Here is a 26469-nt window from a genome sequence, read left to right on the forward strand (position 1 = left end):
GCGCCCCGCCGCCACCCGGCCGGGGCGCGCCATTTCGCACCTCGTACCCCAGGGGGCCGCCCGTGACCATCGCCCACCGCTACCGCCAGCCCGGCACGGTCCTCACCGACCACCGGTTCACCGTCCCCCTGGACCACGCCCGCCCGGACGGGGAGCGGATCGAGCTGTACGCCCGCGAGGTCGTCGCCACCGGCAAGGACCCCGAGACCCTGCCGTGGCTGCTGTACCTGGAGGGCGGTCCGGGCTTCGGCGCCCGCCGGTTCATCGGCCGCCAGGCCTGGCTGGAGCGCGCGCTGACCGAGTACCGGGTGCTGCTCCTCGACCAGCGCGGAACCGGCCGCTCCACCCCGGTGAACCGGCAGACCCTGCCCTTGCGCGGCACCCCCGCGCAGCAGGCGGAGTACCTCGCCCACTTCCGCGCCGACTCCATCGTGCGCGACGCCGAGGCCATCCGCCCCGGCCTGACCGGCGGAGCCCCCTGGACCGTGCTCGGCCAGAGCTTCGGCGGCTTCTGCGCGACCCACTACCTCTCCACCGCCCCCGAGGGCCTCAGCGCCGCCCTGATCACCGGCGGCCTGCCCTCCCTCACCGCCACCGCCGACGAGGTGTACGAGGCCGCGTTCCCCCGCATCGAGCGCAAGAACCTGGCCCACTACGCCCGCTACCCGATGGACGTGGAGCGCGCCCGCCGGATCGCCGCCCACCTCGCGGACCACCCGGCCGAACTCCCCGGCGGCCACCGCCTCACCGTCGAGGGCTTCCAGTCCCTCGGCATCCTCCTCGGCGGCGGCGACGGCAGCCACCAGCTCCACTACCTGCTGGAGGACGCCTTCGTGCCGACCCCGGCGGGCGAGGCCCTCTCCGACGCCTTCCTGGAGGGCGCCCGCGCCCTGCTCTCCTTCGCCGGTCACCCCCTCTACGCGCTGGTCCACGAGGCGATCTACGCCCAGGACCCGGCCGTGCCCACCGCCTGGGCGGCCGAGCGGGTCCGCGCGGGCCACCCCCGCTTCGACGCGGCGAAGGCCCTCGCGGGCGACGAGCCCGTGCTCTTCACCGGCGAGACCATCCACCCCTGGCACTTCACCACCGACCCGTCCCTCGCCCCGCTGCGCGAGACCGCCGAACTGCTGGCCGCCCGTACCGGCTGGCAGCCGCTCTACGACCCGGCGCGCCTCGCGGCCAACGAGGTACCGGTGGCGGCCGCCGTCTACCACGACGACATGTACGTGGACACCGCCGACTCCCTGGCCACCGCCCGCGCCGTACGCGGCCTGCGGACCTGGGTGACGGACGAGTTCGAGCACGACGGCGTCCGCGCGAGCGGTACCCGCGTCCTGGACCGGCTGATCTCCCTCGTGCGGGACGAGGCCTGAGACCACCGGTGCCCGCCACGGCCGACGGCTGACGGCGTCGGCCGGGCCGGTGGCTCCGTTCACGAGAACGGACAGCGTGTGTTCACCACTTGCCGGCGCTCAGTGACGGTAGGCGGCTGCCGCGATCTCGATGAAGGATCGGATCAACGGGTTGGTGTCACCTTCGTTGTGCACCGCCACCACTCGGCTCGGCACCATGTCGATCAGCGGCACCACGGTCAACCCCGCGGGCAGGTCGTGGCCGAGGGGGGCCAGGCCGACCGTGCCGTTCCACAGCACGGCGTGCAGGCATTCCTGGACGGCGCGCACCACCGGGCCCTCGCGCGGCGTGCCGCCGTTCCAGTACGACTGCCAGAGGGGGTCGGTGCCCTGCGGGAACTGGAACCAGCGGCGGTCGCCCAGCTCGGCCAGCCGCAGCCGGTCGCGGCGGGCCAGCGGATCGTCGGTGCGCAGGACCACGCCGACCGGATCGGTTCGCAGCGCACGTACCGTCAGGGCGGTCTCGTCGAACGGCGCCCGGGTCAGGGCGACGTCGACCAGTCCGGTGCGCAGCCCGCAGGTGGGGTCGGTCAGATCGGTGTCGCGGATGCGGATGTCGATGCCGGGGTGGGTTCGGCGGTAGGCGGCGGCCAGCCTGGACACTCCCGGGTCGGTGCCGTCGCCCAGGATGCCGACGGTGATGGTCGCGGTGCCGGCTGCCGCGCTCACGCGCACCCGGACGCGGTCGGCATGGTCGAGCAGGGCCCGCGCCTCGTCGAGCAGTACCGTGCCCACCGGAGTGAGCGTGACGCCGGTCGGCGAGCGGGCGAACAGCAGGGCCCCGACCTCGGCCTCCAACCGCTTGATCGCCCGGCTCAGCGGCGGCTGACTCATGTGCAGTCGGGTGGCGGCCCGGCCGAAGTGGAGTTCCTCGGCGACGGCCACGAAGTAACGCAAGGTCCGTAGCTCCACGCTGCAACGATACCCACGAGGTATCGATGCTGCGGGACAGGTCTTGGACAGTCCTGGAGCCCCGGCGGTGAACTCGTGGGCATGACCGAAAAAACGAACAGCAGCGAGCCGCAGACCCACCCCGCCGTATCGGTGATGGGTCCCGGCGATGGCGAGATGATCGTTCTGGGTACCACCCGCATGCGGGTTCTGGAGGACGGCAGTCACACCGGGCACCGCCTCGCGATCGCCGAGTCCGTCCTCGCCCCGCACACCCAGGGGCCGCCGCAGCACCGCCACGGCCTGCACGACGAGGGCTTCTACGTCCTGTCCGGAACCGTGCGGTTCACCGTCGGGGACGAGGACCACGACGCCGCCACGGGCACCCTCGTGATGGTTGCGCCCGGCACCCCGCACACCTTCGCCAACCTGACCGACCAGCCCGCCGTCCTGCTCAGCACCTTCACCCCCGACCTGTACGTGCAGTACTTCCGGGACCTCCAGGAGGTACTCGCCGGCGGCCGGCCCCTCACGCCACAGGCCAACATCGACGCGATGGGCCGCTACGCGACCGAGCCCGCCACCGACCTCGACTGACTCAAGAACGGGAACCATGAACATCGCCTACTGGATCGTCGCGGGACTGCTCGCCCTCTTCTACCTCTACGCGGGCACGCTGAAGGTGATCCGCAGCCGCGATCAGCTCCGGCCGATGATGTCCTGGGTCGACCGCATGCCCTTGCCCGCCCTCAGGGCGCTGGGGACGGTCGAAATACTGGGCGCGACCGGCCTGATCCTGCCGCCGCTGACCGGCATCGCGCTCCCGCTGGCGCCGGCCGCGGCCGGCGGCTTCGTACTCCTCCAGGCAGGTGCGATCGCCGTCCACCTGACCGGCGACGACCGCCGGATCGCACTCAACGTCGGGCTCATCACCACGGCGGCCGTGACCATCTGGCTGGCCACCGGGCTGTGATGGAGCACCTGCGTCCGTCAGGGCCGGCCCGGCGGCGTTTCCCCGGGCTCGACGAACGCGCGGGTCAGGTGCGCGGTGGCCAGGAGGGCGCCGCGCTCCCGGGCCCGCGCCAGCAGGGCCTCGCGCGAGGCCCGGGCGGTTTCCCGGTCGCGCTCGTGGGAGTACGGCACCGCCGGATCGCCCAGCTGCACCGCGTGCACGAGTACGTCCCCGGTGACCACCACGTTCCGGGCTCCCGTGCCCTGATCCACCAGGACCGACTGGTGCCCGGGGGTGTGCCCGGGCGTCGGGAGCAGGGTGATGCCGGGGGCCAACCGGTGGGTCCCGTCCACCTCGTGCAGCCGGCCGCTCGCCCGCAGCGGCGCCACCGTCCAGTCCCACACCGGATCCGCCCGGTCCAGCGCGGCTACCTCGGCGCGCTGGACGACGTACCGGGCGTCCGGGAAGAACGGCTCGCCGTCCGCCCCCGACGTCCAGCCCGCGTGGTCCTCGTGAAGGTGGGTCAGGACCACCGCCTCCACGTCGGCCGGGTCGATGCCGGCCGCGGCGAGGGCGTCCGGCAGCCGCCCCGGGACCGGTGCCCACGCGGCGGCGGGGGACGGGGCCGGCCCGACCCCGGCGTCCACCAGCACCCAGCGGCCGCCGGGCCGGGCGATCGCGAAGCACCGGAAGTCCAGCCTCCATGCCCCGTCCGGCCCGGCCGCGCCCGGATCCAGCAGCGCGGCCCGGGCCCACGCGGTCTCGTCCGCCCCGGGAAAGGCGGTGCGGACGGGCTCGAAGAAGATCCCCGTGGCGTCGAGCAGCGCCACCACCTGTCCATGACGGTCCATTCGCCTATTGTGCGAGACATGACCGAACAACCTGATCAGCAGCCCGCCTTGCAGCCCATGCCCACCGACTGGACCCGCGCCCTCGCGGTGGTCGCGCACCCCGACGACCTGGAGTACGGGTGCGCGGCGGCCATCGCGGACTGGACGGACGGGGGCCGGGAGGTCGTCTACCTCCTCGCCACGCGCGGCGAGGCGGGCATCGACAGCATCGCCCCCGCCGACTGCGGTCCGCTGCGCGAGGCGGAGCAGCGGGCCAGTGCCGCCGTCGTAGGCGTGTCCGAAGTGGAGTTCCTGGACTACCGCGACGGAGTCGTCGAATACGGCCTCGATCTGCGCCGGGACATCGCCGCGGCCGTCCGGCGGCACCGGCCCGAGCTGATCGTCACCCTCAACCACCGTGACACGTGGGGCGGCGCGCAGGGCGGCGGCTACTGGAACACCCCCGACCACAAGGCCGTCGGCCGGGCCGTCCTGGACGCGGCCGGGGACGCCGGGAACCGCTGGATCTTCCCCGAACTCATCGAGCAGGGCCTGGAGCCGTGGAACGGCGTGCGCTGGGTCGCGGTGGCCGGATCCACCACCCCGACGCACGCGGCCGACGCGGGCCCGGGGCTGGAGCGTTCGGTGAAGTCCCTGCTGGAGCACAAGGCGTACATCGAGGCGCTCACGGACCAGGACCCCGAGGAGTACGTCCGTACCTTCCTCACCGGCAACGCCCAGCAGGCGGCGGCCCGTTTCGGCGGCCGCCCGGCCGTGCCGTTCGAGGTCTTCCCCCGCTGACCGGCCACCCCTAGTCTGACGGCTCGTCAGTTTGTCAGTTCGTTGTCAGCCATTGGGCCGGGGGTGCGGGACAGGGTGATCGACACCATCTCCACGGAGATCGCGGAGGGTGAGGAGCGGATCCGGCTGGAGGTCGGGGACGGCCTCGCGGTCCTCACCCTGTGCCGCCCGGACAAGCTCAACGGCTGGAGCTGGGAGTCCACCCGCCAGCTCGGCCTGCTCGCGGACCGGATCCGCTTCGACGCGTCCGTCCGGGCGGTGCTGCTGAGGGCCGAGGGCCGGGCCTTCTGCGCCGGCATCGACGTGACCGCCCCCGGCGGCGGCATCACGGGCGGATCCGCCGCCGAGCGCACCCGCAACTACTACGAGGGCATCCGCTGGGTCCACGAGCGGTTCGCGGTCCTCGCCCGCCTCCCGCAGCCCGTGGTGGCCGCGGTCCAGGGCTACTGCCTGGGCTTCGGCTTCGAGCTGGCACTGATGGCCGATGTCCGGGTGGCCGCCGAGGACGCCATCTTCGCCCTGCCGGAAGCCCAGCTGGGCGTGGCGGTGGACGCGGGCGGCGACCTGCGCATCGCCCGCGAGGCGGGCGCGGGCTGGGCCAAGTACCTGGCCCTGACGGGCCGCCGCATCGACGCCGCCACGGCGCAGCGGCTCAACCTGGTCCAACTGGTCGTCCCCGCCGAGGACCTGGACTCCGCCTCCCGCGAGGTGGCGCGGGAGATCGCCGCGAACGCGCCCCTCGCGGTGCAGGGCATCAAGCGGGCGGTCGACGGATACGCCGACGCCGCCCTGCCCGCGGCCCTCGACCGCGTGGCGATGACCGCGGCCCTCACCCTCACCTCGGAGGACTGCCGGGAGGGCTACACGGCCAAGGCGGCCCGCCGGCCCCCGCGCTTCAGCGGAGGCTGAGCACGGGCCGGGTCGAGAACTCCTCGTACATGCCCTCGCCCTCCGGCCCGTACACGAACTCGGCCATGTACGGGTTGCGGTTGGCGGTGGCCAGCGGCAGCCAGGCGAGCAGGTCGCCGTATCCGCCGCAGACGGCCTCGCCGCCGTCGCCGCCGTGCACCGCGGTCGGGTCCCCGCCGAGCTCCGTGCCGTAGCTGTCGTAGGCGATGTGCAGGCCGAAGGCGTTCGGTTCGTGCCGTACGCCGCCGCTGCCCCCGTACGACGGCTCGTCCAGGGGGCACTCGTTCCCCCACCGGAACAGGGTGCCCGCACCGGCCCCGCACGCGTGCTCCCACTCGTCGGCGCCGGGCATCCGCAGCCCGCGCGCCGCGAGGGCGTCCGGCATGCCGGACGGGTGATCGCTCAGGGCCTCGTCCTCCACGGCCATGAGCACGGTGGCCAGCGTCGCGGTGCGCAGCGGGCTGAGCACCTCGGCGAGATACGACGTCAGGTCGGGCTGCCCGTACCCGTACCCCTCCGCCACGCTCTCCGCGTAGTCGGCGCTCTGTGCGGGCGTCGCCGCGAAGGCGTCCGGGTCGAACCCCAGCCGCACCGTCCCGCCGGGTATGAGGGCGAACTCCTGCCCCTCGCGCTCGATGCGGACCCGGTGCAGGGGCCCGCCCAGGTGCTCGACGGTGTCGAGCAGCACCACCCGGCCGCCCACCTGCGCGGCGGCCTCGTGCGCGATGCGTCCGGCGGCGGCCGGGTCGAGCGCGCGCCAGCGGTCAAGGGTCAGATCGGCGAGAGACATGGTGCGATCCTCGCACCGGCCACTGACAACCGGCCTCAGGGGGTGAACGGGCCGCGGCCCAGCTGGCTGCGGACCGGGACCACTTCGGGGTTGACCAGCGACCGGCGCTGCCAGTTCGCCCCGTCGACCACCAGCGTGTGGCCGGTGACGAAGCGGGCGTAGGGCGAGGCCAGGAAGGTGGCGGCCCAGCCCAGTTCGCGCGGAGCGCCGACCCGCAGGGCGGGCTGCCGGGCGTCCTTGGAGTCGGGCGCGGCCCGCTCCAGGCCGCCGCGGATGTCCTCGGTCATGTCGGCGTGCGGGAACAGCCCGGGCACCAGCCCGTTGATCTGGATGCCGTACGGGCCCCACTCGACGGCGAGGGTCTCCACCAGGTTCTTCACCCCGGCCTTGGCGGCGGCGCTGTGGGCGAAGCCGGGGCCGCCCGTCCAGGCGTACGAGGCGCCGATGTTCACGATCGACCCGGGGGTGCCGGCGGCCAGGTGGCGGCGGCCGAACTCGCGGGTCACGAACCAGGTCCCGGTCAGGGTGATGTCGACCACCGCCCGCCAGGCGTTCGGCGACAGGTCCTCGGCGGGAGAGGGGAAATTCGCGGCCGCGTTGTTGACCAGGACGTCCGGGATCCCGAGCGCCGCCTCGGCCGCGTCGAAGACCTCCGCCACCCGCTCGGGATCCCTGATGTCGCAGACCGCGGCCGTCACCCGGCCCGCGCCGGGTACGGCCGCCAGCTCCTCCCGCGCCGCCTCGAGCTGCCCGGAGCGCCGTCCGGCGATCACCAGATCGGCGCCGAGCCGCGCGAACTCGGCGGCGATGGCCTTGCCCAGCCCGGTGCCGCCGCCGGTCACGAGGACCACCTGCCCCGCGTACGTACCGGGGGGCAGGGCGGCGGCGCCGAGCGGCGGGGGCGCGGGCAGGCCGCGCGGATTCTCGTCCGTCATGGGGCATCGATAGCGCGCGGGCGCCGAGATCACCATGCCCGGGACGGGATCAGCCCTTCGGCGCGTACGCCTGCTTGCTCGCGCAGGTCCAGATCACGGCGCTGCTCGCCCCGGTCTCCCGGTCGCTCACGGTGCCGCCGACCCGGTCGTCGTCGCCGGCGGCGAAGGCGCGGCTGAGCGGCACGGCGCCCGGGGCGCCGGCCGGGAAGGGGAGCGCCAGCGGAGCACCCTTCCCGGGCCAGTAGACGGCCTGGAAGTAGCTGGCCCAGCTCTCCTCGAAGTTCGTGGCGGTGCCGACGGCCACGTTCGTGGTGGGGCTGGTGCCCGAGAGCTCCAGGTCGCGGTAGCCGTTCAGCCGGCCCGGGTCGGCGGGCAGGGCGTCGTACGGCTTCTTCCAGACGGCCGGGGTCAGCTTCGGGTCGTTGCGGTAGTAGTAGTCCTCCACGCCGACGACGCGGCCGCGGTCGTCGATGTCCCGGCCGATCGTGGAGAACGAGTGGTGGTAGCCGTTCCACACCTGGAGGCTGTAGGGCGGGTAGCCGCCGCCGGCGGGCCAGACCACCGGGAAGGTCTTGGTGACCTGGATGTCGTTGTCGGCGTCGAAGTAGGAGCCGGTGGCCGTGCCGACGATGTCGCCGCGCTTGTTGATGCCGTTCAGCGAGGTGATCCTGGTGCCGGGGATCTCGCCCGCGGGAACCGGCAGTTCGCGTACGACCTTGCCGTTCACCCACTCCTTGGCGACGCCGTTGTCCACGGCGACGACCCGGCCCGACTCGTTGACGTCGACGCCGACGTCCTGCCACTCGGGCAGGGGAGCGGTCAGGGCCTCGGAGGTCGCGGAGCCCAGCTGGTGGGTGAAGGCGATGCCGGCCCGGTCCGAGTCGCGGCTGGCCGTGCCCACCATCAGCCCCTTGGCGCTGACGGCCTTGATGCGGCCCCGGTCGAAGCCGGCGGGCAGCGGGACGGCGTGGACCGTGTGCTCCGCGCCGGTCCAGTAGGCGGGCCGGCCGCCGCTCTCGCCGACGACGAGTCCGCCGGTACCGAAGCCCGCCACGGTGCCCCCGCTCAGCCCCGGCAGGGCGGGCAGCAGCTCGATGGCGGGGCTGCACGCCGCGGCGGCGGCCGAGGCCGGTCCGGCGGCGGTGATCAGCCCTGCGAGGACGGCGGCGGCCCCCGCCGCGGCCGTCACGCTTCTCATCCTGATTCCGTTCATGGTGCGAGTCCCCCCGATGGTGCGGGTCATGTGCCCTGTGGCATCTGCCTGTTGATCGATGTCGATCACTGTTGATCTACGGGACACATGCTGCACGACAAACAGGCCCCCTGCACACACCTTCGGAGGCGATGGGTTCACAGAAGGGCAAGCGACCGCTTAGTATGCGCGCGGAGCGTGATTCCTCGACGGCGGCTGGAGGCCCCGGATGCAGGCATGGCGAGTACATACCCCGGGTGAGCCCCGTGAGGCCATGCGCCTCGAAGAGGTTCCCGAGCCGGTGCCCGGCGAGGGCGAGGTGAGGCTCAAAGTGCTCGCGGCGAACGTCAACTTCCCCGACGCGCTGCTCGTCCGCGGGCAGTACCAGATCCGGCCGCCCCTGCCCTTCACCCCCGGCGTCGAGATCTGCGGCGAGACCGAGGACGGCCGCCGGGTCATCGCCAACCCGAGCCTGCCGCACGGAGGTTTCGCCGAGTACGTCACCGCCGCGGCGCGCGCCCTGCTCCCGGCCCCGGACACCCTCGACGACGCCGAGGCCGCCGCCCTGCACATCGGCTACCAGACCGGCTGGTTCGGCCTGCACCGCCGCGCCCGCCTCCAGAGCGGCGAGACCCTCCTCGTCCACGCCGCCGCCGGCGGGGTCGGCAGCGCCGCCGTCCAGCTCGGCAAGGCCGCCGGGGCCACCGTCATCGGGGTCGTCGGAGGCAAGGCCAAGGCGCACACCGCCGAGGAGCTCGGCTGCGACCTGGTGATCGACCGTACGGCGGAGGACCTCGTCTCCCGCGTCAAGGAGTTCACCGGCGGGCGCGGCGCCGACGTCGTCTACGACCCGGTCGGCGGCGACTCCTACACCGCCTCCGCCAAGTGCGTCGCCTTCGAGGGCCGCATCGTCGTCGTCGGCTTCGCGAGCGGCACCATCCCGGCCCCCGCCCTCAACCACGCACTCGTGAAGAACTACGCCATCCTCGGCCTGCACTGGGGGCTCTACGCCACCAAGGAACCCGCCGCCATCCTCGCCTGCCACACCGAGCTCACCCGGCTCGCCGCCGAAGGCGCCGTGAAACCGCTGGTCAGCGAACGGGTTCCGCTCGCCGCAGCTGCCGACGCCGTGCAGCGCCTCGCCGACGGGACCACCACCGGCCGCCTCGTCGTCGTACCGGCACAGGACGGGGGCCCGCGATGACCGCCGCGGCCACCACCGCCGAGGAGCTGCGCGCCCGCGTACGGGACCTGCTCGCCGCGCACCCGCCAGGGGACACCGCCCGCACCGACTTCCTGCGGGCCCGCTTCGACGCCGGACTCGCCTGGGTCCACTACCCCGAGGGCCTCGGCGGCCTCGGCGCACCCCGCACCCTGCAGGCCGTCGTCGACGCCGAGCTGGAGGCCGCCGGCGCCCCCGACAACGACCCGCGCCGCATCGGCATCGGCCTCGGCATGGCCGCGCCCACGATCCTCGCGTACGGCACCGACGAGCAGAAGAACCGCTTCCTGCGCCCCCTGTGGACCGGCGAGGAAGTCTGGTGCCAGCTCTTCAGCGAGCCCGGCGCCGGATCCGACCTGGCCGCGCTCGGCACCCGCGCGGTCCGCGAGACGGGCTCCGGCGACTGGATCGTGGACGGCCAGAAGGTGTGGACCTCCAGCGCCCACACCGCCCGCTGGGCCATCCTGATCGCCCGCACCGACCCCGGACTCCCCAAGCACCAGGGCATCACCTACTTCCTCTGCGACATGCACGCCCCCGGTGTCGAGGTCCGGCCGCTGCGCCAGATCACCGGCGAGGCCGAGTTCAACGAGGTCTTCCTCACCGGGGTCCGCATCCCCGACGGCCACCGCCTCGGTGCCGTCGGCGAGGGCTGGGCCGTCGCCCGCACCACCCTGATGAACGAACGGGTCTCCATCGGCGGCATGCGCATCCCGCGCGAGGGCGGCATGATCGCGCCGGTCGCCGCCGTCTGGCGCGAGCGCCCCGAGCTGCGCACCCACGCCCTCCACCAGCGGCTGCTGGAACTGTGGGTCGAGGCCGAGGTCGCCCGCCTCACCGGGGAACGGCTGCGCCAGCAGCTCGCCGCCGGACAGCCCGGCCCCGAGGGGTCGGGCATGAAGCTCACCTTCGCCCGGCTCAACCAGGAGATCAGCGCACTGGAGGTCGAACTCCTCTCCGAGGAGGGCCTCCTGTACGAGGACTGGACCATGCGCCGGCCCGAACTGGTCGACTTCACCGGCCGCGACGCCGGCTACCGCTACCTGCGCGCCAAGGGCAACAGCATCGAGGGCGGCACCAGCGAAATCCTCCTCAACATCGTCGCCGAACGGGTCCTCGGCCTGCCCCCCGAGCCGCGCGACGACAAGGACCTCGCGTGGAAGGACCTCTCCCGATGACAGCACGCACGACGCCGGCGGCGCAGACGACGGCGCCCACCCTGCCGACGGCACCCACCGACCTGCTCTACTCCGAGACCGAGGAGGAGCTCCGCTCCGCCGTACGCGCCCTCCTCGCCGACCGCTGCGACGCGAAGACCGTCCTCGCCCGGGCCGAGACCGGCCGGCCGCACGACCCGGCGCTGTGGCACACCCTCGCCGTCGAGATCGGCGCCGCCGGGCTCCTCGTACCCGAGAAGCTCGGGGGACAGGGCGCGAGCCACCGCGAGGCGGCCGTGGTCCTGGAGGAGCTGGGCCGGGCGGTGGCGCCCGTTCCGTACCTGACCAGTGCCGTGCTGGCCACGGAGATCCTGCTCGGCTGCGACACCCCGGAAGCCGCCCCGCTGCTGCGGGAACTGGCCTCCGGCCACACGGTGTGCGCACCCGCCGTGCCGCTGACCCTCGCCCCCGGGGCGCCCCTGCGGCCCGCGGTCCGGGACTCCGGCGGCGGGGCACTGACCGGCACCGTCACCTCCGTCGCCGACGCGGTGGCCGCCGACGTCCTGCTCGTCCTCGCCGACACCGGGCTGTACGCCGTCCCGGCCGCCTCCGCCGAGCTGACCCCGCAGGTCCCCCTCGACCTGACCCGCCCCCTCGCCACCGTCACCCTGCGGGCGGCCACCGGCACCCGCCTCGCCGACCCCGCAACAGCCCGGGCGGCCGTCGCCGGAGCCCTGCTCTCCGAGGCGGGACTGCTCGCCTCCGAGCAGCTCGGGCTCGCCGAATGGTGCCTGGCGGAGACCGTCGGGCACGTCCGCACCCGCCACCAGTTCAACCGGCCCGTCGGCTCCTTCCAGGCCCTCAAGCACCGCCTCGCCCGGCTCTGGCTCGACGTGGCCTCCGCCCGTGCGGCGGCCAGGGCCGCGGCCGACGCCCTCGCGACCGAGGCCCCCGACGCGCCGCTCACGGTCGCCGTCGCCCAGGCCTACTGCTCGGGCGTGGCCGTCCGGGCCGCCGAGGAGTGCGTACAGCTCCACGGCGGCATCGGCATGACCTGGGAGCACCCGGCCCACCTCTACCTCAAGCGGGCCAAGGCCGACTCCCTGGCCCTCGGCACGGCGGGCCACCACCGCGGCCTGGTCGCGGACTTCGCGGAACTCCCCGCCCCCTAGGCTCTGCCGGGAGCCGGCCGACGGGCGCCCGCCGGAGGGAAAGGTTCCCTGTTGGGGTCTTTGTCGTTTTCGGACAGTCCGTTGGGATTTCAGGTCATCGTCTCCGAAGGGCCTCCGTGACCGGGGCGGCGTTGCGCAGGCTGGAGCGTATCCGCGTCCCGGTCGGGGCGGGGGACACCGGTACGCACAGGGGGAAAGCGATGGGAGTACGTGCGGGGACGCGCGGATGGGCCGCCGTGGCGGCGGCCGCGGTGCTGGCCTTCGTGACGTCGGGGCCCGCGGCGGGCGCCGAGCCGTGGCGGCCGAGGCCGGGGACCCTGTACATCTCCGACATCCGCCTCGGGGACGGGATCGGGTGGTCCGCCCCGCCGGTCCAGCGGGGCTGGGGCTCGCGGTACAACTGCCTGGAGGACTGGACGTGGCAGCCGCCCGAGGTGAACGTCTGGCACCGGGACTTCTCCACCGCGGAGACCGCCTCCGCCCAGCAGAAGGTGGTGGTCTTCGCGACCGAGGCCGAAGCCGCCGAGTTCGCGGATGCGGCCCGGCGGAACTTCGCCGATTGCCCCCGCCGCCAGAACGAGCGGCCCGGCATCACCGCGACGGGATACGACCACGGCGCGGTGAACGTGGAGGAGGGCGCCACGCTCCAGGGCATGCAGACCGTCGACGGCGGTGCCCACGAGCGCCCCTACTTCAACTACCTGTGGGGCGTGGGCCGCGACGGGGACACCGTCACCCTCGTCGAGTGGTCGAGCTACTGGGGAGCCCCGCCGGTGGAGCCGTGGAAGAACGTCCTGCGCACCGCGGTGAACAAGCTGTACTGACACCTGTACTGACACCACACGGCCGGTGCCGCCGGGATCCGGGCCGCACCCCCGCCCGCCAGGTGCGGAACGGGGCGCGGAACCCGTCGCGTTGACCCGGGCGCCGCACCGTACGCCCGCGCCGCACGCCTCCGCGCCGTACGTCGCCGAAGGGCACGTGAGCCGTACCTTCGGCCGACCGGGGCCATGGCCGAACGGCCGATGCGGCGGCGGCGCCCGGCGCGGCAGGCTCGACGGGTTCCCCCGACGACCCGCCCGCCCCGTGAAGGAGGCGCCGGCTGCACGCCCTCTACCTCCTCGGCATAGCCGCCTTCGCCGCCTCCGGCGTGCTCGCCGCGCACCGCGCCCGCATGGACCCCTTCGGCGGGTTGGTCCTCGCCTTCGCGGCGGCCATCTCCGGCGGCACCCTGCGCGACCTCATCCTCGACCGGCACCCGCTCTACTGGACGCACGACCTGGTGCTGCTCGTCCTCATCGCCTCCGTGGCCGTCCTGACCATGATCTACCTGCGCCGCCGGGAGCTCCCGCACCGCGCCCTCATGGTCGTCGACGCCATCGGGCTCGCCGTCGTCACCGTCATCGGCGCCCGCGCCGCCATCGACGCCCAGGTCACCCCCGTCGCCGTCCTCATCCTCGCCGTCCTCACCGGAGTCGCCGACGAGGTGGTCCGCGACGTGCTCTGCGGGGAGTTTCCGCCGCTGCTCCTGCGCGAGGAGGTGTACGCGACAGCCGCCCTCGCCGGCGGCGCCGCCTACCTCGGACTGCACTGGGCCGGAGTCCCGGACACGGCCAACACCGCCGCCTCCGCCGCCCTCGTGTTCCTGCTGCGCCTGGCGGCGGTCTTCCGCGGCCTGCACCTGCCCCGCCTGCAGCGCGTCCCCGGGTGATCCCTACGCTCACCGCATGACGAAGACCATCACCGCGCTCGACGCGGCCGGACTCCGCGCGCACCGCGACGAACTCGCCGCCCTCCTCCTCGCGGTGGTCGAGGGCGGTTCCTCGCTCGGCTTCCTCGCCGGCCTCGACCACGGGGGAGCCGCCGCCTGGTGGGACTCCCTGCTGCCCGCCGTCGAGGAGGGATCCCTCGTCCTGTGGGTCTCCCGCACGGGCGGCGACGGGCGCATCGACGGCACGGTCAGCTGGTACCGGGAGTCCAAGCCCAACGGCCGCCACCGCGCCGAGCTGCGCAAGCTCATGGTCCACCCGGCCGCCCGCGGCCGGGGCACCGCCCGCTCCCTGCTCGCCGAGGCCGAGACCGCCGCCGCCCGCGCCGGGGTGGTGCTGCTGTTCCTGGACACCGAGACGGGCAGCGGGGCCGAGCGCGTATACCGCGCCGCGGGCTGGACGGAGGTCGGCACCATCCCCGACTACGCCACCGATCCGGCCGGCCGCCTGCACCCCACGACCCTCTACTACAAGCGGCCGTGTAGCACTCACGGGTGACCTCGTCCGCCGCGCGGCGTTAGACCCGTAGCCGCCGGCCACCGAGCGAGGGAGACCGTATGTCCGCTGCATCCGCCGCCGCACCACTGACCCGCCGCGCGGTCCTCCGTACGGCCTTCACCGCGGCCGTGCTCGCCGGCACGGCCGCGGCCCTGGCGCCCGTCCTGCGCGCCCGGCGCCCCCGGCAGACCCTCACCCCGGCGCCACTCGCCGAGGAGGAGACGTACCGCGGCCGGCACCTCGCCGTCGACGTCGCCGGGGTCCGCATCGACGGCCGCCCGCTGCACGTCATGCGCCGGGCCGATGGCAGCTACCTCAGCGGGATCAACCACTTCCAGTCCTACGCCACACCGATGGAACTGGCCCGCGCCGCCGTCGACGAACTCGGCACGGCCCAGCTGGCGTTCGCGGCCGCCCCGCACCACGGCTGACACACCCACGGGAACGGGAGGAGCCCCGCATTGCACACCCGGCAGAACCAGAAGAACCTGACCAGTGCCCAGAAGAAGCGGTTCACGACCGCGGTGCTGGAGCTCAAGCGCGACGGCACCTACGACGCACTGGTGCGCACGCACGACAAGTACTTCGTGCCCGACCGCGACCGCAAGCTGCGCGTCGGGCACATGTCACCCTCCTTCTTCCCGTGGCACCGGCTGTACCTGCTCGAATTCGAGCGGAAGCTGCAGGCGCTCGACCCGGCGGTGTCCATCCCGTACTGGGACTGGACCACCGACACCAGCCCGGTCTCCTCCCTCTGGGCCGACGACTTCCTCGGCGGCACCGGCCGGGCGAGCGACCGCAAGGTGATGACCGGGCCGTTCGCCTACGACAAGGGCAACTGGACGGTGACCGTGGGCATCACGGAGTCCGCCTTCCTCACCCGCAACCTCGGCCGGCCGCAGAACCCGATCAAGCTGCCTACCGCGGCCGAACTGCAGTGGGCGATCGACGACCCGGTCTACGACACCTCGCCGTGGGACTCCACCGCCGGCGCGGGCGGCTTCCGCAACAAACTGGAGGGCTGGGCCGCCCCCAAGAGCGAGCGCTGGCGCAACCACAACAAGGTCCACCAGTGGATCGGCGGCCACATGACGGGCGGCACGGCACCCAACGACCCGGCCTTCTGGCTCCACCACGCCTTCGTGGACCTGATCTGGGACCGCTGGCAGCAGAAGCACCCCACCGCCGGCTACCTGCCCGCCACCCCCCTCCCCCGCGGCGACCTCCAGCAGGGCCGGGTGATCTCCCTCGACGAGCCCATGCCGCCGTGGAACATCACCCCGCGCGAGGTCCTCGGCCATCAGAACCTCTACCGCTACGAGTGATCCGGCGGGGGCGGCCCGCGCGCCGTCCCGCGGATCGAAGACCTCGAGGACGCCCTGTCCGGCCTCCTCCCCACGCGAAGGGGCCCCCGCCGTGCGGCGGGGGCCCCTTCGTCGATCAGGTGATCAGGCGATCAGTGGCCGTAGCCCTCGCCCTCGGTGTGGTGCTTGTCGCCGTGGCCCGACGCGTTGACGCAGGTGTTGCCGAACGCCGGGTTCAGCAGACCGACCACGTTCACCGTGTTGCCGCAGACGTTGACCGGGACGTGCACCGGAACCTGGAGCAGGTTGCCCGACAGGACACCGGGGGAGCCGACCGCCGCACCGTGCGCTCCGGCATCGGCGACGGCCAGACCGGCACCGGCGACCACGGCGCTACCGGTGACAGCGGTGATGGCGAATGCCTTCGCGATACGCGACATCAAGATCTCCTCGTGAGATGTGGGGCGCCGCAGTCTCTGCGGCATTTGACATGGCATACAACGCAGGGACGGCCGAGGGGTCACGGCCGCTGGGCCTACCCGGTGACGGGAAAACGCACCGAGGCGAAGTACGGCCGCACCTGGCTGACGTCGCCGGGCCGCAGCACCGCGATCACCCGGCCCGAGCAGCCCGGGTCCCGGTAGAGGGTCGCCGTGCCCCGGGTCCCGTTCGTGACCGCCCGGGCGCCGCCGCCCTCCGCCTCGACGCAGCCCTTCGGCGCGGTGAGCCCGTGGACCTGGTCGTCCTGGCCGACGTACTGGAAGTCCGGACCGGTGGCGGCCAGGGCCGGGCCGCCGAGGAGCGCGGCGCCCGCGAGCAGCAGGACGGGCACCGTGGTGTGGTGGATACGCACGAATCGCATGCCCGTCCAACCTGGGCGGGCCCGGGCACGGTCACGCCTTGTCACCCGTTGGACGGCTGTGCGACCGTGCGCCCAGCACCAGGGTTCAGGAGGACGGGATGAACGCAGTGGGCGACGCCGGAGCCGCAGCCGGCGGCCGGCCGAGGGTCAGGACCGCGGCCGGCGTGGTCGAGGGACGTACCGCGGCCGACGGCACCGCCGTCTTCCGGGGCATCCCGTACGCCGCCCCGCCCGTCGGCGCCCTCCGTTTCGCGGCGCCCCGGCCCCCCGCGGCCTGGGACGGCGTACGCGACGCCGACACGTTCGGCCCCACCGCGCCCAAGGTCCCGTACCCGGAGACGTTCGCGGCCCTGCTGCCCGACCCCGAGATCCCCGGGGACGACTGCCTGACCGTGAACGTGTGGACCCCCGATCCGGCGCCCGGAGCCCGGCTCCCCGTCATGGTGTGGATCCACGGCGGGGCGCACACCCGCGGCTCCTCGGCCGTCCCCGTGTACGACGGCTCGGCCTTCGCCCGCGACGGGATCGTGCTGGTCTCCTGCAACTTCCGGCTCGGTGTCCTCGGCTACGGCCTCTTCCCCGACGCGCCCGCCAACCGCGGCCTCCTCGACCAGATCGCCGCCCTGGAATGGGTCCGCGACAACATCGGGGCCTTCGGCGGGGACCCCGCCCGCGTCACCGTCTTCGGCGAATCCGCCGGAGCCATCAGCATCGGCGCCCTCCTGGCCGCCCCGCGCGCGGCCGGGCTCTTCACCCGGGCCGTCCTGCAGAGCGGAGCCCCCGAGGTCCTGCCGCGGGACAAGGTGCGCACCATGGTCCGGCGGATGGCCTCGCTGCTCAAGGTGGACGCCACCGCCGAGGCCTTCACCGCCACGGCCCTGCCCACCCTGCTCGCCGCCCAGGCGGCCGTGCTGCGCCGTTCGGGCCCGCTCCTCGGCGGCCCCGCCTTCGGCCTGGTCGCCGATCCCGCCACGGTCCCGGGAGACCCGCTCGACGCCCTGACGGGCTCCGGAGTCTCCGGCGAGGTGCCCCTGCTCCTCGGATGGACCAGCGACGAGTACCGGCTCTGGCTCGCCCCCACCGGCGGGATGCGGCTGCTCGATCGGATGGGCCCGCTCGCCGTGGCGCTGGCCCGGGCCCGCGCCGGCAAGGACCGGGCCGACGTACGGGCGCTGCGCGCCGCCCTGCCCGGGGCGGGGGCGGCCGAGCTCGCCGGCCAGCTGCTCACCGACCGGCTGCTGCGCGACCCGCTGCGCAGGCTGGCCGGGGCGCGGCGGGCGGCGCCGAGCTACCTGTACGAGTTCGGCTGGCCCTCCGGCGTCCCGGGCCTCGGCGCCTGCCACGCCCTGGAGATCGGCTTCGTGTTCGACACGCTCGCTGCGCCGGAGGCCTCCTGGCTGGCCGGGCCGGCCGCCCCGCAGGCGCTGGCCGACGAGATGCACGCGGCCTGGGTGCGGTTCGCGGTGACGGGCGACCCGGGCTGGGCGGCCTGGGACGGCAACGGCCCGCCGAAGGTGTTCGGCGGGCCGGAGCCGGAACCGGAGTCGGTGCCGGAGGGGACGCGGGCGTCGACGCTTACTCGACGGGTCCTTCCATGACCTTGCTGATGAACTGGACCGGTCCCTCACCCATGTTGGGGACGTAGGTCTTGGCGTTGTGCTGGCCGCCCTTGATGACCCTCAACTCGGTGTGGACGGGCCCCTTGTTGCCGTAGGTGGCGATGAACTTCTGCACGTCCGGCAGGGTCTTCTTGTTGTTCTCGCTGTCGCCGACCTGGAAGGCGAGGTAGACGTCCGGACCCTTGCTGTCGATGAGCTGCTTCGCCAGCACCTCCGGGTTGTTCTCGGCCTTCTCCTTGTCGTGGCCCTTCCACAGCGAGGAGTCCGGGACGATGTCCGGGCCGGACGCGATCACGGCCTTGAACTTGTCCGGGTGCTTCAGCACGGCCTTCAGACCCGCGAAACCGCCGGTGGAGGAGCCCATGAAGGCCCAGCCGTCACGGGACTTGACGGTGCGGAAGTTCGCCTTCATGAGGTCCGGGACGTCCTCGGTCAGCCAGGTGCCCATCTTGGGCTGGCCGGGTATGTCGGAGCCGTCCCAGTAGATGCCCTTGTCGTCCGGCCCCGGGTTGAGCACCGGCATGGCCAGGATGAAGGGCTTGCTCTTCCCCTCGGCGTACCACTTGCTGATGCTGGTCTGCAGACCGAGGTCGGTGCCCATCCAGTAGTTGCTGGGGTAACCGGCACCGCCCGGGAGGGCGATCATGACCGGGAAGCCGCTCTTGGCGAACTTCGGGTCGTTGTACTCCTTGGGCGCCCAGACCCAGACCTTGCCCTTGAAGCCGGACTTCTTGCCGTCCAGCGTGGTGACGGCCACGTGGGTGCCGTCGGGCAGGGTCATCGAGTTCTTGAACTCGGCGGCCGGGCCGGTCGGCATCAGCATCTTGGAGTTCGCCGGCTGCTGCGGCGCGTCGTTCTTCTTGCCGCTCCCGCCCGCGGGCTGCTGCCCGAAGGAGACGGCGGAGCCCTTGTCGGTGAAGGGGGGTATCTCGAAGTGGTTCATCACGAGCGCGGATATGCCCGCGAGCGCGAGGACGGTGGCCCCCACGATCGCCCAGCGTCGGCCCCGGGACTTCCGCGGGGGCTCGGGCTGCTCCTGGTGGTCCTGCGGCTCGTACTCGTACTGCGGCTGCTGTCCGTACGGAGGCTGCGGCCGGCCGTGGGGCGGCTGCTGCGCGCCCCCGGCCCCGTACGGCTGCTGTCCGTACGGCTGGCCGTACTGGTCGCCGTGGGGCGGCTGCGGGCTCTGCCCTTGCGGCCGGTACGGCTGGTACTGCTGCCCGTCGGGTGCGTACGACATGTGCGGTGGCTCTCCGGCTGGTGCTGCCCCAGTGGGGCGGGGTGGTCTGGAAGCGGGATCCTTCCGTTCGAAGGATGAACGAAAGCATGTCAGGGTTCCGCATTTTGACTTCTCTTGGGGTGCCCTGGGGGAGGCCATTGCCTGCCGCCCGCACGGCACATGGAGTTCTCCCGCCCGCCGCCGTACATCCCTGGCTCATGCAAGGGCCGCTGGGTATGGTGCCCCCGCCCAGCCCCCGGAACCCACCCCGCCCGGAGCCGCCCCATGACCTTCCAGCGCCGGATCCTGCTGCTCGCCACCGTGGTGCTCCTGCTCACCGCCGTGGGCGTGCTCGCCGTCCTGCGCGCATCCTCCCGGGCCGAGGAGAAGGACCACGCGCAGGCGGGCGGCCCGCCGATATCCGCGGGCGCGGTCTCACTGGACGCCGGCCAGGGCGGGCGCCGGATCGTGTTCCGGAACATGGCCTGGGGCCCGCACCGCGACGAGCTCGCCACCGTCCCGGCCGGCGCGCCGGAGGGAGCGCGCACCGCGTCCGGGGTGAGCTGCCTGCGCTTCCACGCGGCCGGCGGCACCGGGATCTGCCTCCGGGCCGACCGCGGCGGGGTCCAGGACGGCTACCAGGCCGTGGTGCTCGACGCCCGCCTGAAGGAGGTCTCCGCGCACCCGCTGGGCGGGGTCCCCACCCGCGCCCGGGTCTCGCCCGGCGGACACCTCGCCGCCTGGACCGTCTTCGTCGGCGGGGACTCGTACGCGGGGACGAATTTCTCGACGCGGACCTCGGTGCTCGACCTGCGCACCGGCCGGCTCGACGCCTCGCTGGAGGACTTCGAGATCCTCAAGGACGGCAAGCCGTACCGCGCCGCCGACGTGAATTTCTGGGGTGTCACCTTCGCCACCGACGAGCGGACCTTCTACGCGACGCTGGCGACCGGCGGCCGGACCCACCTGGTCCGCGGGGACCTGGCCGGACGCACCGTGACCACCCTGCGCGAGAACGTCGAGTGCCCGTCCCTGTCGCCCGACGGGACCCGGCTGGTGTTCAAGAAGCGGGTGCCGGGCATGCCGGCCGAGGCGCCGTGGCGGCTGTACGCACTGGACCTGGCCTCCGGGGCGGAGACCCCGCTCGGCGAGGAGCGGAGCGTGGACGACCAGGTGGTGTGGACCGACGACCGGAACGTCGTCTACGCCCTGCCGGGTGACTTCGGCGCCGACCTGTACTCCGTACCGGCCGACGGGAGCGGCGCCCCCACCCGGCTCATGGACTCGGCCCTCGCCCCGGCCTTCCTCGGATGAGGAGGCCGCGGCGAGGCCCGGGAAGGCCGGGGAAGGCCCGGGAAGGCCCGCCCCGGCATCCGGCCGATGGCGGGCCGGAGCCGGGGAGGACCGTTTTTCCGTTTGTCTGTTCCGGCTAGGCCGGGATCAGCGTCTTGCGGCGCCGCTTGCGCTGCGCGCCGGCCGACAGCCTCAGCTCGATGATCGACCGCACGGCCGGCCACTCCTCGTCGAGGATCGAGTAGAAGGCGGTACTGCGGACGGCGCCGTCCAGCCCCCGCGAATGGGCCCGGCGGACCCCCTCGCAGGTGAAGCCGAGCCGTTCCATCGCGGCTCGCGACCGGCCGTTGCGCGCATCGGCGCGCAGCGAGATGCGCCTCACACCCCAGGTCTCGAAGGCATGGCGGAGCATGAGCAGCTTCGCCTCGGTGTTGATGCCGGTTCCCTGGGCGGCGGGGGACAGCCAGGTATTGCCGATCTCGGCGGCATCGGGGATCGCCGTGGCCGGATCGCCGAACGGGACGCCCGGCACGGCGGGCCACACCAGAGGCCCCTGCCAGTAGTCGAGTTCCAGGAACCGGGTCGAACCGACGACGCGCCCGTCAGTGGCTCTGACGATGGCGAAGGGGAGCGATCGACCCGCCGCCTGATCGGCGAGGGCACGGTCGATGTACTCGTGGGACGCCTGCACCCCATGGGGTACGGGGGTGAAGGCGTAAGTCGTACGATCCTCGGCCCCGGCCACGGCCAGAGCCTCGGTGTGGTGGGGGGCGAGGGGCTCGAGCCGCACGGTGCGGCCCGCGAGGTGTACGGGTACGGGCACGGAGCCTTCGGTCCTTCTGGGCGGTGGGGTGGTTGCACAGTCTGCGTCCATGACGTCGCCCCCCGTGCAAAACACGAGTGAAAGGCAACCGGCTGTCAGGTGAACGCGAGTGGCTCAATGTAGCCCCTTAATGTCCTCTCATGAACCCCCAATTTGGCAATGGTGTGAAGCTGATTTTCGATGACTTGGGTCCCCGGGGCGGAGCACCCGTAATCCTGATCCACGGACATCCCTTCAACCGCACGATGTGGGCCCCCCAGACGGCCGCGCTCACGGCCGCCGGATACCGCGTGATCGCCCCTGACCTGCGAGGATACGGAGAAAGCCCGGTGCTGCCGGGCAAGGCCCTGCTCGCCGATCTCGCGGACGATCTCGCCTCCCTCCTCGCCTCGCTGGGCATCGAACAGGTGGTCGTCGGTGGTGTGTCCATGGGCGGCCAGATCGCGATGGAGCTCCGACTGCGCCACCCGGGTCTGGTACGGGCCCTCGTGCTCTCCGACACCTCCCCGGTTCCCGAGACGGACGACGGCAAGAAGCTCCGCCGGGAGACGGCCGAACGGCTGATCGCCGAGGGCCTGCGGCCGTACGCCGAGGAGGTCATTGACAAGATGCTGGCGCCCTACAACGTGACCGGCATGCCGGAGGCCGCCGCACGGGTGAGCGCCATGATGTGCGCGACCGACCCGCAGGGCGCGGCCGCCGCCCTGCGCGGCCGGGCCGAGCGCCCCGACTACCGGCCCGTGCTCGCCCAGACCACGGAGCCCTGCCTGGTGCTCGTGGGTGCGGACGATGTCTTCACCCCGGTCGCGGAGGCCGAGGCCCTGCACGCGCTGCTGCCGAACGCGGTACTCACCGTCATCGAGGGAGCCGGGCACCTGCCCGGGGTGGAGCAGCCGGAGGCCTTCAACCGGGCGCTGCTGGAGTTCCTCGCCGGGCTCTGAGCCGTCCCCCGGGGGCCGCCCCGGCCGGGCCTGAGATCATGGCGGGCATGGACGACGTACTGCGGCGACTGGCCGCCGTGGGGCCCTTCTTCACCGTTCCGTACGGGACGGAGCCGCCCGGGCCCGGTTTCCGGCCGCTGACGGCGCTGTACGGGGAGCGGCTCGGGCCGTACGTGTCCGAGGTGGGCCGGCGGATCGGCAGCGGGCCGGGCCGGGTGGCGGCCTCGACCGCGCAGCTCGGCATCGCCTCCCGGCTGTGGTCGCTCGGGCTGGGGTGCGCGGGGCTGGCCGGGCGGGTGCCGGACCTGGCCGCCGACCGGGTGTGGTGGCGGCTGCCGGCCGCGGGGTCGCTGGAGCTGTGGCTGCCCGAGCCCGCGGACCGGCCGGCCGAGACCCTCGGGGAGACGGTCCTGGGGAACCTGGCCGTGCTCGACACGGGCCTGCGGGAGCGGTTCGGGGTCTCGCCGAAGGTCCTGCGGGGGAACGCGGCGTCCGGGCTGGTCGGGGCGCTCCGGGTGCTGATCGACCGGGTTCCGGGCGGCGCGGCCGTGGCACTGGCGGGGGCGCTGCTGGCCGAGGGCGGGGCCCTGGCGGGGACCGGCACCTTCCTCCACGAGGAGGGCCTCGGGGTGGCCTTCGTACGGCGCAGCTGCTGCCTCTACTACCAGGTGCCGGGCGGCGGGCTCTGCGGGGATTGCGTGCTGCGGACCCGGTAGCCGTTCGGATGAGCGCAGGGTGTGGCAAGCTGCGGGCCCCCGGGCTGCTCCTACGGTCCGCAGCACGACCGCTCCCTCACCGCACCAGCCGTCCGAGCCGTCCCGCCGCGCCGCGCTCACCGGACTCGCCGCCGGTGCGGGCTCCCTCGCCCTGGGCGGCGCCCCGGCTGCTGCCGTCGCCGAGTCCCGGCCGTCCGGCTCGGCGGGACCGTCCGCCGCAGACCCGGACCCCGCGCCGGGGGCGATGAAGCTCTTCGCCGACCCGGGCTTCACCTTCGCCGGGCTGCTCGCCCTCGGCGGGGCCGGCATGCGCGCCTCCGAGGTCGGCGAGGTGCTCACCGCGATCAACGCCGCAGGACTGTCGGAGCAGACCTTCAGTGCCCGCCGCGCCGCCAGCCGGCCGGGGCCGCCACGAGGCTCCCACGCAGACCCGGCGCTTCCGCTCCCTGCGCGCCGCCCAGTACGACGCCCGGGCGCTGTTCCACGTCCGTCCGCGGCACCGACCCGGTTCTTCCGGCCCGACGGCCCCGGCCAGGGGCAGCTGCTCTTCGTGGAGGAGATGCCCTTCACCGCCCGGTGGGAGAGGGGCGTCGGCCCGATCGTCGACCGGCCGGACGCACGCGAGGACGTGGACGACGACTTCGGGACCTTCGGCTCGCGGACGTGCGCGGGTCCTGAGGCGCGTGGCCGATGTGCTCACCGGTCGCCGCTTGTCCTCAACCGCACCTGAGGTCGTACGGTCGCCGCATGGCCCGCACGGCGTGCGGGATCGGCACCACGACACCAGGAGGGGACTTCCCATGACGACCCAGCAGATCTCCGACAGTGAGCTCGCCGGACAGCCCGCCGCGTACTGGACCGGTGTCGCCTACGAGGCGCTCATCGCGTTCACCCGGGCCCGGCAGGCCGAAAACGGCTACACGCAGCCCCAGTTCTGGCTGCTGCGCAACCTGTCGGAGAACGACCTCTCGCCCGACGGCGAGGGGATGACCGTGGCCGAGCTGCGAGACGCCATGGCCTCCTACATCCGGCCCGAGGACGACCTGGCGGTGGAGGCCGGGGTGCTCTTGGAGCGCGGCTGGCTGACCCGGGACGCCGAAGACCGGCTGTGGCTCACCGAGGCGGGGGAACAGGCCCGCGCCGACCTCGCGCGCAACCACCCCGCGATCCGCGCCGCCCTCCACGAGGGCATCGACGACGCCGACTACGTCACCACGGTGAAGGTGCTCCACCAGCTGATCCGCAACGCGGGCGGGACCGTCGCCTGACCGGCCGGGGGGCCGGGCTGTCCGCCCGGCCCCCCACCTGCTCAGAAGGTCAGGTTCCAGGAGTCGATCTTGCCGGTGTCGCCGCCGGCGTTGTCGTTCACACGGAGCTTCCAGGTGCCGTTCGCGACCTCGGAGGAGGCGTTGACGGTGAAGACCTGGTTGATGTTGTCCGTGCTGCCGCCGGCCCGGTTGTGGACCGTGTAGACGGTGCCGTCGGGAGCGATCAGGTCGACCTTGAGGTCACCGATGTAGGTGTGCACGATGTTCACGCCCACCTTGAGGGCGGCCGGAGCGTTGCCGGTCACCCCGCCGACGGTGATCGGGCTTTCCACGGTGGTGTTGTCGCCGATGGCGAAGTCACCGGTGTTCTCGAAGTACTTGCCGGGCGGCGGGGTGGAGCCGACCGCCTTGAGGGCGTCGACCTGGCCCTCGCCGAAGAAGCCGTTCTTCGCGGTGGTGCCCTTGCAGCGGCTGTCCGACGGGCAGGCGACGTCGTTGGCCTGGGTGGCCAGCTTGTCGCGCAGCTGCGCCGGGGTGATGCCCGGGTTGGTGCTGACCAGCAGCGCGGCCACGCCCGCGACGTGCGGCGAGGCCATCGACGTGCCGCTCATGCTGCCGTACTTGCCGCCCGGCAGGGTGCTGTAGATGCCGGTGGCGTCGCCGCCGGGGGCCGTCACGTCGACGACGTTCAGGCCGTAGTTGGAGTACGAGGCCTTCGCGGTGGTGCCCATCGCCGAGACCGTGACCACGCCCGGGAGTTCGGTCGGGATGTCCAGGCAGGCGTTGGTGATGGTGCGGGTGACCGGGGTCGAGTCGTTCGGGGACTCGGTGTCGGTCGTCTTGTTGGCCAGGTCGATGTTGGAGTTGCCGGCCGCCGCGACCTGCAGCGAGCCCTTGCCCTCGGCGTACTCCTGGGCGCGCTTGACGCCCTCGATGATCGCGGCCTGGTCGGCGTTGTCCGGGCAGTTGAACTGCCACGGGTCCGTGTAGTAGCTGTTGTTGGTGACCTTGAAGCCGTGGTCACCGGCCCACATGAACCCGCAGACGGTGTTCTCGGCGAAGAAGAGCGAGGAGCCGGGCTCGGCGATGCGCACCGAGGAGATCTTCACGCTCGGAGCCACGCCGATGACGCCCTTGCCGTTCTTGGCGGCGGCGACCGTACCTGCCACGTGCGTGCCGTGGGTGCCGACGTCCCGCCAGGCGCCGGTACGGGCGTCCGGCTTGCCGTAGGCGCAGGACGCGGAGTCCGCCGCGTTGAAGTTCGGCGCCAGGTCCTGGTGCTGGTCGTCCACACCGGTGTCCAGGATGCCGACCTTGACGGAGGCGGAGCCGGTGGTGACGGCCCAGGCCTGGTCGGCCTTGATCTGCGTCATGTCGGCGCGGACCGGCTCGCCCGAGGGCGTCGTGGACTGCGCCGGGTTGGCGGGCAGCGCCGGGTTGTAGGCGTCCGCCGGCACGTCCGAGGTGCGGGTGGCGCCGACCTGCTGGACCCCGCTCACACCGCGCATGGTGGTGGCGAAGGTGCCGGACGCGGAGTGGGCGACGATCACGCCGATCGCGTCGTAGTACTGGAAGACGGTGCCGCCGTTGGAGGTGACGGCGTTGCGGACCGCCGTGGTGTCACCGGGGGCGGTGATCACGAGGTAGGCGCGGGTGCCGGCAACCCAGGTCGCACTCTGGGAAGTCGGGGCCGCGGCCTTGGGGGCGGCCGCCGCGGGGGCGGGGGCCGAGGAGCCGTTGGGCGAGACGGGGGCGGTGCCGGCGAGTGCGGCGGGAGCCCCGAAGGCGAGCGCTGCGCCGAGCGTGGCGGCCAGCACGAGGGTACGTCGAGGTCGGCTGGATATGTGGGGTATCAATGCGTCCTCCGAAGACCCGGTGGTCAGGCCGGGTCGTA

Annotated in this window: 29 protein-coding genes; 19 read left to right on the forward strand and 10 right to left on the reverse strand. The window is 73.3% G+C overall.

Annotation, left to right across the window (positions count from 1 at the left end; all coding sequences use genetic code 11):
* The first annotated feature begins 68 nt into the window (after positions 1-68).
* The gene (locus tag ACIPYQ_RS11275) at positions 69-1373 is read left to right on the forward strand and encodes an alpha/beta fold hydrolase (RefSeq protein WP_401249371.1); all 1305 of its coding nucleotides are present in this window, start codon (positions 69-71) and stop codon (positions 1371-1373) included.
* Positions 1374-1472: 99 nt separating this feature from the next.
* Here ACIPYQ_RS11275 and ACIPYQ_RS11280 read toward each other — a convergent pair whose 3' ends face one another.
* Entirely contained in the window at positions 1473-2324 is an 852-nt protein-coding gene (locus ACIPYQ_RS11280; RefSeq protein WP_401248845.1) for a LysR family transcriptional regulator, read from the reverse strand.
* A gap of 81 nt (positions 2325-2405) precedes the next feature.
* Here ACIPYQ_RS11280 and ACIPYQ_RS11285 point away from each other — a divergent pair, with 81 nt between their 5' ends.
* Both ACIPYQ_RS11285 and ACIPYQ_RS11290 read left to right on the forward strand, forming a co-directional pair.
* Entirely contained in the window at positions 2406-2900 is a 495-nt protein-coding gene (locus ACIPYQ_RS11285) for a cupin domain-containing protein (RefSeq protein WP_401248848.1), read from the forward strand.
* A 16-nt stretch (positions 2901-2916) separates the two neighbouring features.
* The gene (locus ACIPYQ_RS11290) at positions 2917-3276 is read left to right on the forward strand and encodes a DoxX family protein (RefSeq protein ID WP_401248851.1); all 360 of its coding nucleotides are present in this window, start codon (positions 2917-2919) and stop codon (positions 3274-3276) included.
* 17 nt (positions 3277-3293) lie between these two features.
* Here ACIPYQ_RS11290 and ACIPYQ_RS11295 read toward each other — a convergent pair whose 3' ends face one another.
* The gene (locus ACIPYQ_RS11295) at positions 3294-4106 is read right to left on the reverse strand and encodes an MBL fold metallo-hydrolase (RefSeq protein WP_401248853.1); all 813 of its coding nucleotides are present in this window, start codon (positions 4104-4106) and stop codon (positions 3294-3296) included.
* Positions 4107-4124: 18 nt separating this feature from the next.
* Between ACIPYQ_RS11295 and ACIPYQ_RS11300 the strand changes: the two genes are divergently transcribed.
* Positions 4125-4886 (forward strand): PIG-L deacetylase family protein, encoded by a 762-nt coding sequence (locus ACIPYQ_RS11300; protein WP_361768554.1) that lies wholly within the window; start codon positions 4125-4127, stop codon positions 4884-4886.
* 75 nt (positions 4887-4961) lie between these two features.
* Entirely contained in the window at positions 4962-5795 is an 834-nt protein-coding gene (locus ACIPYQ_RS11305; protein ID WP_401248856.1) for an enoyl-CoA hydratase/isomerase family protein, read from the forward strand.
* On the opposite strand, the gene ACIPYQ_RS11310 is transcribed toward ACIPYQ_RS11305, so the two are convergent.
* From ACIPYQ_RS11310 to ACIPYQ_RS11320, 3 genes are read right to left on the reverse strand one after another with little or no spacing between them, the layout of a single operon-like run.
* Positions 5782-6585, reverse strand: coding sequence for a hypothetical protein (locus ACIPYQ_RS11310; protein ID WP_401248859.1), 804 nt, complete (start codon positions 6583-6585; stop codon positions 5782-5784). The genes ACIPYQ_RS11305 and ACIPYQ_RS11310 overlap by 14 nt on opposite strands.
* Positions 6586-6620: 35 nt before the next feature.
* Positions 6621-7520, reverse strand: coding sequence for an SDR family oxidoreductase (locus ACIPYQ_RS11315; RefSeq protein WP_362240447.1), 900 nt, complete (start codon positions 7518-7520; stop codon positions 6621-6623).
* Positions 7521-7569: 49 nt separating this feature from the next.
* On the reverse strand, positions 7570-8718 hold the full coding sequence (locus ACIPYQ_RS11320; RefSeq protein WP_401248862.1) for a hypothetical protein: 1149 nt from the start codon (positions 8716-8718) through the stop codon (positions 7570-7572).
* A gap of 223 nt (positions 8719-8941) precedes the next feature.
* Between ACIPYQ_RS11320 and ACIPYQ_RS11325 the strand changes: the two genes are divergently transcribed.
* The 8 genes from ACIPYQ_RS11325 (at position 8942) to ACIPYQ_RS11360 (ending at position 15855) form a co-directional block, all read left to right on the forward strand.
* Positions 8942-9916, forward strand: coding sequence for an NADPH:quinone oxidoreductase family protein (locus tag ACIPYQ_RS11325; RefSeq protein ID WP_401248865.1), 975 nt, complete (start codon positions 8942-8944; stop codon positions 9914-9916).
* Entirely contained in the window at positions 9913-11112 is a 1200-nt protein-coding gene (locus tag ACIPYQ_RS11330; protein WP_401248867.1) for an acyl-CoA dehydrogenase family protein, read from the forward strand. The genes ACIPYQ_RS11325 and ACIPYQ_RS11330 overlap by 4 nt, the downstream gene beginning before the upstream one ends.
* On the forward strand, positions 11109-12263 hold the full coding sequence (locus ACIPYQ_RS11335) for an acyl-CoA dehydrogenase family protein (RefSeq protein ID WP_401248869.1): 1155 nt from the start codon (positions 11109-11111) through the stop codon (positions 12261-12263). Before ACIPYQ_RS11330 ends, ACIPYQ_RS11335 begins: the two co-directional genes overlap by 4 nt.
* A gap of 200 nt (positions 12264-12463) precedes the next feature.
* On the forward strand, positions 12464-13087 hold the full coding sequence (locus ACIPYQ_RS11340; RefSeq protein WP_401248872.1) for a hypothetical protein: 624 nt from the start codon (positions 12464-12466) through the stop codon (positions 13085-13087).
* A gap of 278 nt (positions 13088-13365) precedes the next feature.
* Positions 13366-13974 carry a trimeric intracellular cation channel family protein gene (locus tag ACIPYQ_RS11345; RefSeq protein ID WP_401249374.1) on the forward strand — a complete coding sequence of 203 codons (609 nt, stop codon included), beginning with the start codon at positions 13366-13368 and terminating at the stop codon, positions 13972-13974.
* Positions 13975-13990: 16 nt separating this feature from the next.
* On the forward strand, positions 13991-14530 hold the full coding sequence (locus tag ACIPYQ_RS11350; protein WP_401248874.1) for a GNAT family N-acetyltransferase: 540 nt from the start codon (positions 13991-13993) through the stop codon (positions 14528-14530).
* A 59-nt stretch (positions 14531-14589) separates the two neighbouring features.
* On the forward strand, positions 14590-14961 hold the full coding sequence (locus ACIPYQ_RS11355; RefSeq protein WP_361768532.1) for a tyrosinase family oxidase copper chaperone: 372 nt from the start codon (positions 14590-14592) through the stop codon (positions 14959-14961).
* Positions 14962-14991: 30 nt separating this feature from the next.
* Complete coding sequence (locus ACIPYQ_RS11360) at positions 14992-15855, forward strand: tyrosinase family protein (protein WP_401248878.1); 864 nt, start codon at positions 14992-14994, stop codon at positions 15853-15855.
* Between the two features lie 131 nt (positions 15856-15986).
* Here ACIPYQ_RS11360 and ACIPYQ_RS11365 read toward each other — a convergent pair whose 3' ends face one another.
* Both ACIPYQ_RS11365 and ACIPYQ_RS11370 read right to left on the reverse strand, forming a co-directional pair.
* Positions 15987-16274 carry a chaplin gene (locus ACIPYQ_RS11365; protein ID WP_351295878.1) on the reverse strand — a complete coding sequence of 96 codons (288 nt, stop codon included), beginning with the start codon at positions 16272-16274 and terminating at the stop codon, positions 15987-15989.
* A 95-nt stretch (positions 16275-16369) separates the two neighbouring features.
* The gene (locus tag ACIPYQ_RS11370) at positions 16370-16696 is read right to left on the reverse strand and encodes a hypothetical protein (RefSeq protein WP_361771018.1); all 327 of its coding nucleotides are present in this window, start codon (positions 16694-16696) and stop codon (positions 16370-16372) included.
* Between the two features lie 98 nt (positions 16697-16794).
* Here ACIPYQ_RS11370 and ACIPYQ_RS11375 point away from each other — a divergent pair, with 98 nt between their 5' ends.
* Complete coding sequence (locus tag ACIPYQ_RS11375) at positions 16795-18294, forward strand: carboxylesterase/lipase family protein (RefSeq protein ID WP_401248882.1); 1500 nt, start codon at positions 16795-16797, stop codon at positions 18292-18294.
* Here ACIPYQ_RS11375 and ACIPYQ_RS11380 read toward each other — a convergent pair.
* Positions 18272-19555, reverse strand: coding sequence for an alpha/beta hydrolase (locus ACIPYQ_RS11380; RefSeq protein WP_401248885.1), 1284 nt, complete (start codon positions 19553-19555; stop codon positions 18272-18274). The two genes, ACIPYQ_RS11375 and ACIPYQ_RS11380, sit on opposite strands and share 23 nt — an antisense overlap.
* A gap of 264 nt (positions 19556-19819) precedes the next feature.
* On the opposite strand from ACIPYQ_RS11380, the gene ACIPYQ_RS11385 reads away from it, so the two are divergent.
* Complete coding sequence (locus ACIPYQ_RS11385) at positions 19820-20848, forward strand: TolB family protein (protein WP_401248888.1); 1029 nt, start codon at positions 19820-19822, stop codon at positions 20846-20848.
* Positions 20849-20963: 115 nt separating this feature from the next.
* On the opposite strand, the gene ACIPYQ_RS11390 is transcribed toward ACIPYQ_RS11385, so the two are convergent.
* Positions 20964-21650 (reverse strand): GNAT family protein, encoded by a 687-nt coding sequence (locus ACIPYQ_RS11390; RefSeq protein ID WP_326478024.1) that lies wholly within the window; start codon positions 21648-21650, stop codon positions 20964-20966.
* Between the two features lie 140 nt (positions 21651-21790).
* On the opposite strand from ACIPYQ_RS11390, the gene ACIPYQ_RS11395 reads away from it, so the two are divergent.
* The 4 genes from ACIPYQ_RS11395 to ACIPYQ_RS11410 all read left to right on the forward strand — a co-directional run bounded on the left by ACIPYQ_RS11395 (position 21791) and on the right by ACIPYQ_RS11410 (position 24575).
* Positions 21791-22591 carry an alpha/beta fold hydrolase gene (locus ACIPYQ_RS11395; RefSeq protein WP_401248891.1) on the forward strand — a complete coding sequence of 267 codons (801 nt, stop codon included), beginning with the start codon at positions 21791-21793 and terminating at the stop codon, positions 22589-22591.
* A gap of 47 nt (positions 22592-22638) precedes the next feature.
* Complete coding sequence (locus ACIPYQ_RS11400) at positions 22639-23307, forward strand: (2Fe-2S)-binding protein (protein WP_401248894.1); 669 nt, start codon at positions 22639-22641, stop codon at positions 23305-23307.
* A 19-nt stretch (positions 23308-23326) separates the two neighbouring features.
* A complete protein-coding gene (locus tag ACIPYQ_RS11405) occupies positions 23327-24037 on the forward strand; it encodes a hypothetical protein (protein WP_401248897.1) in 711 nt (236 codons plus the stop codon).
* 70 nt (positions 24038-24107) lie between these two features.
* The gene (locus tag ACIPYQ_RS11410; RefSeq protein ID WP_401248899.1) at positions 24108-24575 is read left to right on the forward strand and encodes a MarR family winged helix-turn-helix transcriptional regulator; all 468 of its coding nucleotides are present in this window, start codon (positions 24108-24110) and stop codon (positions 24573-24575) included.
* A 41-nt stretch (positions 24576-24616) separates the two neighbouring features.
* On the opposite strand, the gene ACIPYQ_RS11415 is transcribed toward ACIPYQ_RS11410, so the two are convergent.
* Positions 24617-26392 carry a S8 family peptidase gene (locus tag ACIPYQ_RS11415; protein ID WP_401248902.1) on the reverse strand — a complete coding sequence of 592 codons (1776 nt, stop codon included), beginning with the start codon at positions 26390-26392 and terminating at the stop codon, positions 24617-24619.
* Between the last annotated feature and the right edge of the window lie 77 nt (positions 26393-26469).

The organism is Streptomyces sp. NPDC090045 (assembly GCF_044747975.1).
Classification (GTDB): domain Bacteria; phylum Actinomycetota; class Actinomycetes; order Streptomycetales; family Streptomycetaceae; genus Streptomyces.